The organism is Comamonas sp. (assembly GCF_036666375.1).
Classification (GTDB): domain Bacteria; phylum Pseudomonadota; class Gammaproteobacteria; order Burkholderiales; family Burkholderiaceae_C; genus Comamonas.
The window spans coordinates 1-7,236 of record NZ_JAVWWA010000165.1 but is presented as its reverse complement, the minus strand read 5'-3'; the positions used below and the strand labels follow the sequence as shown (position 1 = coordinate 7,236).

The 7,236-nt window shown below is 63.3% G+C and carries 8 protein-coding genes; 5 read left to right on the top strand and 3 right to left on the bottom strand.

Annotated elements, in window-relative coordinates; genetic code table 11:
* Positions 1-10: 10 nt before the first annotated feature.
* The 3 genes from RR928_RS23595 to RR928_RS23585 are packed head-to-tail and all read right to left on the bottom strand — an operon-like array spanning position 11 to position 2,911.
* On the bottom strand, positions 11-1,045 hold the full coding sequence (locus RR928_RS23595; protein ID WP_332684488.1) for a DctP family TRAP transporter solute-binding subunit: 1,035 nt from the start codon (positions 1,043-1,045) through the stop codon (positions 11-13).
* A gap of 31 nt (positions 1,046-1,076) precedes the next feature.
* Positions 1,077-2,375, bottom strand: coding sequence for a TRAP transporter large permease (locus tag RR928_RS23590; RefSeq protein WP_332539984.1), 1,299 nt, complete (start codon positions 2,373-2,375; stop codon positions 1,077-1,079).
* The gene (locus RR928_RS23585; RefSeq protein ID WP_332539985.1) at positions 2,372-2,911 is read right to left on the bottom strand and encodes a TRAP transporter small permease; all 540 of its coding nucleotides are present in this window, start codon (positions 2,909-2,911) and stop codon (positions 2,372-2,374) included. Before RR928_RS23585 ends, RR928_RS23590 begins: the two co-directional genes overlap by 4 nt.
* A 190-nt stretch (positions 2,912-3,101) precedes the next feature.
* Here RR928_RS23585 and RR928_RS23580 point away from each other — a divergent pair, with 190 nt between their 5' ends.
* The 5 genes from RR928_RS23580 to RR928_RS23560 form a co-directional block, all read left to right on the top strand.
* Positions 3,102-4,043: a LysR substrate-binding domain-containing protein gene (locus RR928_RS23580; RefSeq protein ID WP_332539986.1), complete on the top strand. Its 942-nt coding sequence runs from the start codon at positions 3,102-3,104 to the stop codon at positions 4,041-4,043.
* Positions 4,044-4,274: 231 nt separating this feature from the next.
* Positions 4,275-5,174: an amino acid ABC transporter substrate-binding protein gene (locus RR928_RS23575; RefSeq protein WP_332539988.1), complete on the top strand. Its 900-nt coding sequence runs from the start codon at positions 4,275-4,277 to the stop codon at positions 5,172-5,174.
* Between the two features lie 124 nt (positions 5,175-5,298).
* On the top strand, positions 5,299-6,054 hold the full coding sequence (locus RR928_RS23570; protein WP_332539989.1) for an amino acid ABC transporter permease: 756 nt from the start codon (positions 5,299-5,301) through the stop codon (positions 6,052-6,054).
* 2 nt (positions 6,055-6,056) lie between these two features.
* Positions 6,057-6,728 (top strand): amino acid ABC transporter permease, encoded by a 672-nt coding sequence (locus tag RR928_RS23565; RefSeq protein WP_332539990.1) that lies wholly within the window; start codon positions 6,057-6,059, stop codon positions 6,726-6,728.
* A gap of 104 nt (positions 6,729-6,832) precedes the next feature.
* Positions 6,833-7,236, top strand: a 404-nt coding sequence (locus RR928_RS23560; RefSeq protein ID WP_332684484.1) for an amino acid ABC transporter ATP-binding protein, incomplete at its 3' end; no start/stop codon positions are given.

Sequence of the window (7,236 nt, the reverse complement as noted above, 5' to 3'; positions counted from 1 at the left end):
GGTTGCTGGCTTACGGCTTGCGTGCCGCAATCGCCTTCTCGGCCTTGGCCACGAGGTCGTTGCCGATCTGGCCCTTCCACTTGTCATAGACCGGGCGCGTGGTCTTGACAAACGCATCGCGTTCGGCCGGGCTCAGCTGGGTCACGGTCACGCCCATGCCGGAGATCTCCTTGAGCACGGGCTTGTCGGCTTCGACCAGGCCCTTGCGTGCAATGGCGATCTCCTGCTTGCCGGCGTCGAGCGCGGCCTGGCGCACGATGGCCTGGTCGGCCGGTGTCCACGACGCCCAGATGTCCTTGTTGACGACGAACACCAGCGGGTCGGCCATGTAGCCCCAGGTGGTCACATATTTCTGGCCCACGGTGTGCATCTTCAGCACGGTGAACATGAACAGGGGATTTTCCTGGCCGTCGACCGCGCCGCTGGCCAGCGCGGGCTGGGCGTCGGCCCAGCTCATCTGCGTGGGGTTGGCGCCCAGCGCGCTGAACATGTCGGAGAAGATAGGCGAGCCGACGACGCGGATCTTCAGGCCCTTGAGGTCTTCGGGCTTGCGGATCGCACGCTTGGAGTTGCTGACTTCACGGTAGCCGTTCTCGCCCCAGGCCAGCGGCACGACACCGGCCTTCTCGAGGTTCTTGAAGATTTCCTGGCCGACTTCGCCCTGCGTCAGCGCGTCCACGGCCGCGTAGTCGGGCATCAGGAACGGCAGCGAGAACAGGTTCAGCGACTTGACCTGGGGCGACCAGTTGATGGTCGAGCCCACGGCCATGTCGATCACGCCCTGGCGCAGCGCGCTGAATTCGCGCGTCTGGTCGCCCTGGATCAGCGAAACGCCGGGGTAGAGCTTGATGTTGATGCGCCCCTGGGTGCGCTCCTTGACCAGCTTGCCCCAGATTTCACCGGCCTGGCCCCAGGGCGATGGCGGGCCCAGCACCAGCGACATGCGGTACTCGCTCTTGTAGTTCTGGGCCAGCGCCGCCGGAGCGGTGAAGGCCAGGGCCGCGGCCGCGGCGACCGCGGTGGTCAGAAAGCTGCGCAGTTTCATTCTTTGTCTCCTAGGGGTTGTTATTGGGAACTCAGTAACCCAGCTTGTGGGGCAGCCAAAGGGCCAGTTGCGGGAAGGCAATCACCAGCAACATCACGACGAACATCGCCAGCAGCATGGGGCCGACCCAGCGCACGGTCGACTCCATGCGCACGCCCGCGATGCGGCACGAGACCATCAGGTTCACGGCCAGCGGCGGCGTGAACTGACCCAGCGCCACCTTGAGCGTCAGGATCACGCCGAACCAGACCGGGTCCCACTGGTAGTGCTGCATGATGGGCAGCAGCAGCGGCACGAAGATCAGGAACACCGAGATGCCGTCGAGGAACATGCCCACGGTGATCAACAGCAGGATCAGCAGCGCGAGCACGCCGTATTCGCCCAGGCCCGAGTTGACGATGGCGTTGGCGACAGGATCGATCACGCCCAGCGTCGACAGCGAGAACGCGAAGATGCCGGCCAGCGACACCACGAGCAGGATCACGGCCGACAGCTCGCCAGCTTCGCGCAGGATGGGAAACAGGTCGCGCACCGATATGGTGCGGTGTATCACCATGCCGACGAACAGTCCGTAGAACACCGCGACCACGGCGGCTTCGGTGGGCGTGAACCAGCCGGCGCGCATGCCGCCCAGGATCAGCACCGGTGCGGCCAGGCCCCAGGCGGCTTCGCGCAGGCTTTTCCAGAACTCGGGGCGCGGCAGCGTGGCTTCGAGCGCGCCCATCTTGTGGCGGCGCGACAGCCAGACGGCAGGAACGATCAGCGCGATGCCGGCGAGCACGCCCGGAATCATGCCGGCCGCGAACAGCGCGGGCACCGAAGCACCGGGCACCAGCACCGAGTAGATGATGAACGCGACCGAAGGCGGAATCAGGATGTCGGTGGCGGCGGCGGCGCCGACCACGCTGGCCGAGAACGAGCCAGGGTAGCCGGCGCGGCTCATCGCGGCGATCATCACTCCGCCCACGGCCGCGGCATTGGCCGGGCCCGAGCCCGAGATGCCGCCCAGGAACATGGCCACGGCAATCGCCACCAGGGGCAGCATGCCTGGGCCGCGGCCCACGATGGCGATCGCGAAGTTCACCAGCCGCAGCGCCACGCCCGAGCGGTCGAAGATAGAGCCCACGAGCACGAACATCGGAATCGCCAGCAGCGGGTACTTGCCCAGGCCGGCATAGAAGTTCTGCGGCACGGCCAGCAGGCCGAACCACTGGGCGTCGGAGTTGGCCAGCGCGATGCAGGCAGCGCCCGCGAGGCCCAGAGCGGCGCCTATGGGCACGCCCGCGCTCATCAGCAGCACGAAGGCCACGAACAGCAGTGTGGCGATCATGGCTGGGGACCTGTGGTGTTGGTTGCGTCTTCTGCGGCGGCCTGCAGGCCCTGGCGGCGATAGAGGCCGAGCGCGCGCAGCACGATCAGCGCCGAGAACACCGGCAGCCACATCGAGTACCACCACTGCGGCACGCCTATGCCGGGCGAGGTTTCGTCAAAGCGGAAGTCGTCCCAGACCACGCGCAGGCTCAGCACCGCGATCAGGGTGAACAGCAGCGCGACCAGGACTGCGCCCAGGCGCGCGAGGCGCCGGCGGCGCTGGACCGTGCCGCCATGGGAAAAATATTCAATGCGGATGTGCTGGTCGCGCGCCACGGCCGCCGAGCCCGCGACCATGGCCAGCAGGATCATCAGGAAGACCGAGATTTCTTCGGTCCAGGCAAAGGAGGAGTTGGTGAGGTAGCGCACCAGCACGTTGGCGAAAGTGATCAGCGCCAATGCGGCCATGATGATCACGGTGAGCCAGTCTTCGATGCGCAGGGAACGGGGAGGGGCCGACGCGTCGTGGTCGGGAGGCGATTGGTCAGAGGGCATGAGCGCGGGCAGTCAGGAAAACGCGTGACAACGGAGAAAAGACTTTCGCCTTGCCCGAGGGTGTCGTGTACCAGCGGGCCTGACGCGCGCCCGCCGGGTGAGGTGGGCAAACCATTATCTGGTCCGGTTTCGTCGCTGACCATGCGGGTTGCCCCGAGGCATGCGGCCTTGGCGCGCGGATAATGGCGAGATGGAAACCAAATGGCTAGAAGATTTTGTGAGCTTGGCTGAGACCCGCAGTTTCAGCCGCTCGGCGCAATTGCGGCATGTGACACAGCCCGCGTTTTCCCGCCGCATCCAGGCGCTGGAAGCCTGGGCCGGGACCGACCTGGTCGATCGCAGCTCCTACCCGACGCGGCTCACGCCCGCGGGCAAGACCATGTACGAGCAGGCGCTGGAGATGCTGCAGTCGCTGCAGAGCACGCGCAGCATGTTGCGCGCGCACGTCAGTGCGGGCAAGGGCATGATAGGTTTTGCGGTGCCGCACACGCTGGCCTTCACTTTTTTCCCTGCCTGGGTGTCGAACCTGCACGGACTGTTCGGGCCGTTCCGCAGCCGGTTGTTCGCGCTCAATGTGCACGATGCGGTGATGCGGCTGGTCGAAGGCGGCTGCGATCTGCTGATCGCCTACCACCACCCGTCCCAGCCTTTCCAGCTTGACCCCGATCGCTATGAAATGGTGAGTCTGGGGGAGGAAATCCTTGCGCCCTATGTCAAGCCCGATGCCCAGGGCCGGCCGCTGCATGTATTGCCCGGAACCCAGTCCCAGCCTCTGCCGTACCTGGGCTATGCCTCGGGCGCCTATCTGGGCCAGGTGACCGAGCTGATCCTCAAGCAGGCCGGCGAAGCCATCCATCTGGAGCGGGTCTACGAAACCGACATGGCCGAAGGTCTCAAGGCCATGGCGCTCGAAGGCCATGGTGTCGCATTTTTGCCTTACAGCGCGGTGCGCAACGAACTGCAGTCCGGGCGCCTGGTCAGCGCCGAACCGCTGGGCGTGGAGTCCTTCCGTATGCCCATGGATGTGCGCGCTTACCGTCAGAAACCCACGGCCAAGGACGCTCCCAAGGGTGTGGCGCAGAATCTCTGGGCGTTCCTGCTCGAGCACGGCAATACGCTGGAACTAGGGTAAGCCGGGGCGTCGTCGGGCCGCCCGGCCAGTAGCATGGAGCGTGGGCCCGATTTTTGCTAGGTGTTTACCCTGGAAGAACGGCGTTTACGCCTTGTTTGACATGGATCCTTGTGGGTTATAGCTATTGGTTTCTTGTGACAGTAGCAAAATGCCTCTAAAGTGAATTATTGAAACAAGCCCACGCGCGTTCCGGCGTTGCTTTTTTTATCCGCAGTCATCAGAGGAGAAGGTATGAAGAAACATTTGTTGGCAGTTGCCGTCATGGGTTTGCTCGCGGGCACGGTCATGGCTCAGACCAATGACACCCTGGCGAAAATCAAATCCTCGGGTTCGATCACGCTGGGCGTGCGCGAGTCTTCTGGCGCACTGGCCTATACCCTTGGTGACGGCAAGTATGTCGGCTTCCATACCGAAATGGCCGAACGCGTCGCGCGCGACCTGCAAAAGCAACTCGGCCTGACCAAGCTGGAAATCAAGTTCCAGCCCGTCACTTCGCAGAACCGCATCCCGCTGGTGACCAACGGCACCGTTGACCTCGAGTGCGGCTCGACCACCAACGACACCAACCGCCAGAAGGATGTCGACTTCGCCATGACCACCTACATGGAAGAAGTGCGCATTGCGGTGAAGGCCAACTCGGGCATCAACGCCATCAAGGACCTGAACGGCAAGGCCGTGGCCACGACCACGGGCACCACTTCGGTGCAGATCCTGCGCAAGAACGAACGCGCCCAGGGCATAGACTTCAAGGAAGTCATGGGCAAGGACCACGCCGACAGCTTCCTGCTGCTCGAAACGGGCCGCGCCGATGCGTTCGTGATGGACGGCTCCATCCTGGCCGGCAACATCTCCAAGTCCAAGAGCCCCAACGATTTCAAGATCGTCGGCGAAGTGCTGTCGGTCGAGCCCATTGCCTGCATGCTGCGCAAGAACGACACCGCTTTCCTGAAGGCCGTCGACACCAGCATCCAGCGCCAGGTCGCCGATGGCAGCCTGGAAAAGCTCTATGACAAGTGGTTCATGCAGCCCATCCCACCGGCAAACCAGAAGGTCGGCCTGCCGCTGTCCGACGCCACCAAGAACGCCTGGAAGAACCCCAACAACAAGCCCAAGGAAGCTTTCAACAAGTAAAGCCTTTTAGGCGATCGGGATGAAAACCCCCTTCTGGCTGGTCTCGGAGGGGGTTTTTTGTGTGGTGGAACAGGCGCGTTGCGCGTTCTTTTCGCCAGAGGTTTGAGGCAATAAAGGAAATCCTATGGCTTGGGATTGGCAGGTGTTCTGCGAGGACACGCTGGACCGCGTTGCGGTGCAGGGGTGCTTCGGCAAGGGCGGCGACATCACCTATATGGACTGGATGTTGTCTGCGTGGGGGTGGACGGTGTCCGTATCTCTGCTGGCGCTGTTGATAGCGCTGGTGGTCGGTGGAGTGATTGGCGTGCTGCGCACTTTGCCCAACAGCCCGTGGCTGGTGCGCTTCGGCAATGCCTGGGTTGAACTGTTTAGAAATATTCCGCTGCTGGTCCAGATCTTTCTCTGGTACCACGTGGTGCCCGCCTTCGTGCCGGCGATGAAGTCCGTGCCGGGCTTCGTGCTGGTGGTGCTGGCGCTGGGTATCTTCACCTCGTCGCGTATCGCCGAGCAGGTGCGCTCGGGTCTGCAGTCGCTGCCGCGTGGCCAGCGCTATGCGGGCATGGCCGTCGGTTTCACGACCTGGCAGACCTACCGCTATGTGCTGCTGCCGATGGCGCTGCGCATCATCATTCCGCCGCTGACCAGTGAGACGATGAACATCTTCAAGAACTCGTCGGTGGCCTTTGCCGTGTCGGTGACGGAGTTGACCATGTTTGCCATGCAGGCCCAGGAAGAGACCGGCCGCGGCGTCGAAGTCTATCTGGCCGTGACCGGCCTGTATGTCATCTCGGCGTTCGCCATCAACCGCATCATGGCCTGGATTGAAAAGCGCGCCCAGGTGCCCGGCATGGTTGCCGCTTCGAGTGCAGGAGGTCACTGATCATGGATCTGCACATCGACTTTGGTTTCTACAACTGGGACCTGGTGAGCAACTTCGTGCTCAAGGGTCTGTATTTCAGCCTGATGCTGACGGCCATCGCCACCGTGGGCGGCGTGCTGTTCGGCACGGTGCTGGCGCTGATGCGGCTGTCGGGCAAGAAGTGGCTGGTGCTGCCGGCGACGATCTACGTCAACGGCATGCGCTCCATTCCGCTGGTGATGGTGATCCTGTGGTTCTTCCTGCTGATGCCGGCCATCATCGGCCGCCCCATCGGCGCGGAGCTGTCGGCGATCATCACCTTCATCGCCTTCGAGGCCGCCTACTTCAGCGAGATCATGCGCGCCGGCATCCAGTCGATCGCGCGCGGTCAGGTGAATGCGGGCCAGGCGCTGGGCATGACCTACGGCCAGAACATGCGCCTGGTGGTGCTGCCGCAGGCCTTCCGCAACATGCTGCCGGTGCTGCTGACGCAGACCATCATCCTGTTCCAGGATACCTCGCTGGTCTACGCCATCGGCGCCTACGACATGCTCAAGGGCTTTGAAGTCGCGGGCAAGAACTACGGCCGACCGATCGAGGCCTATCTGGCCGCGGCCGTTGCCTATTTCGTGCTGTGCTACGCGCTGTCCTGGATGGTCAAGCGTCTGCACAAGAGAATCGCAATTATTAGATAACCCGCCGAGGCGCTGCGGGGCGACCCTTGGGGCCGTCCCGCACCTGGATCGCGCCAGTGGCGCAGCCGGGATGGATAACTGAATACGGATACGGAGAGCACCCAATGATTGAAATGAAGAACGTCTCCAAGTGGTATGGCAGCTTTCAGGTGCTGACCGACTGCTCGACCAGCATCAACAAAGGCGAGGTGGTGGTGGTGTGCGGCCCTTCGGGCTCGGGCAAGTCCACGCTGATCAAGACCATCAACGCGCTCGAGCCTTTCCAGAAGGGCGAGATCTTTGTCGATGGCACGGCCGTGCACGATCCCAAGACCAACCTGCCCAAGCTGCGCAGCCGCGTGGGCATGGTGTTCCAGCACTTCGAGCTGTTCCCCCATCTGTCGGTCACGGAAAACCTGACCATCGCCCAGGTCAAGGTGCTGGGCCGCAGCGCCGACGAAGCGCGCCAGCGCGGCCTGAAGATGCTCGACCGCGTGGGCCTGACGGCGCACAAGGACAAGTTCCCGGG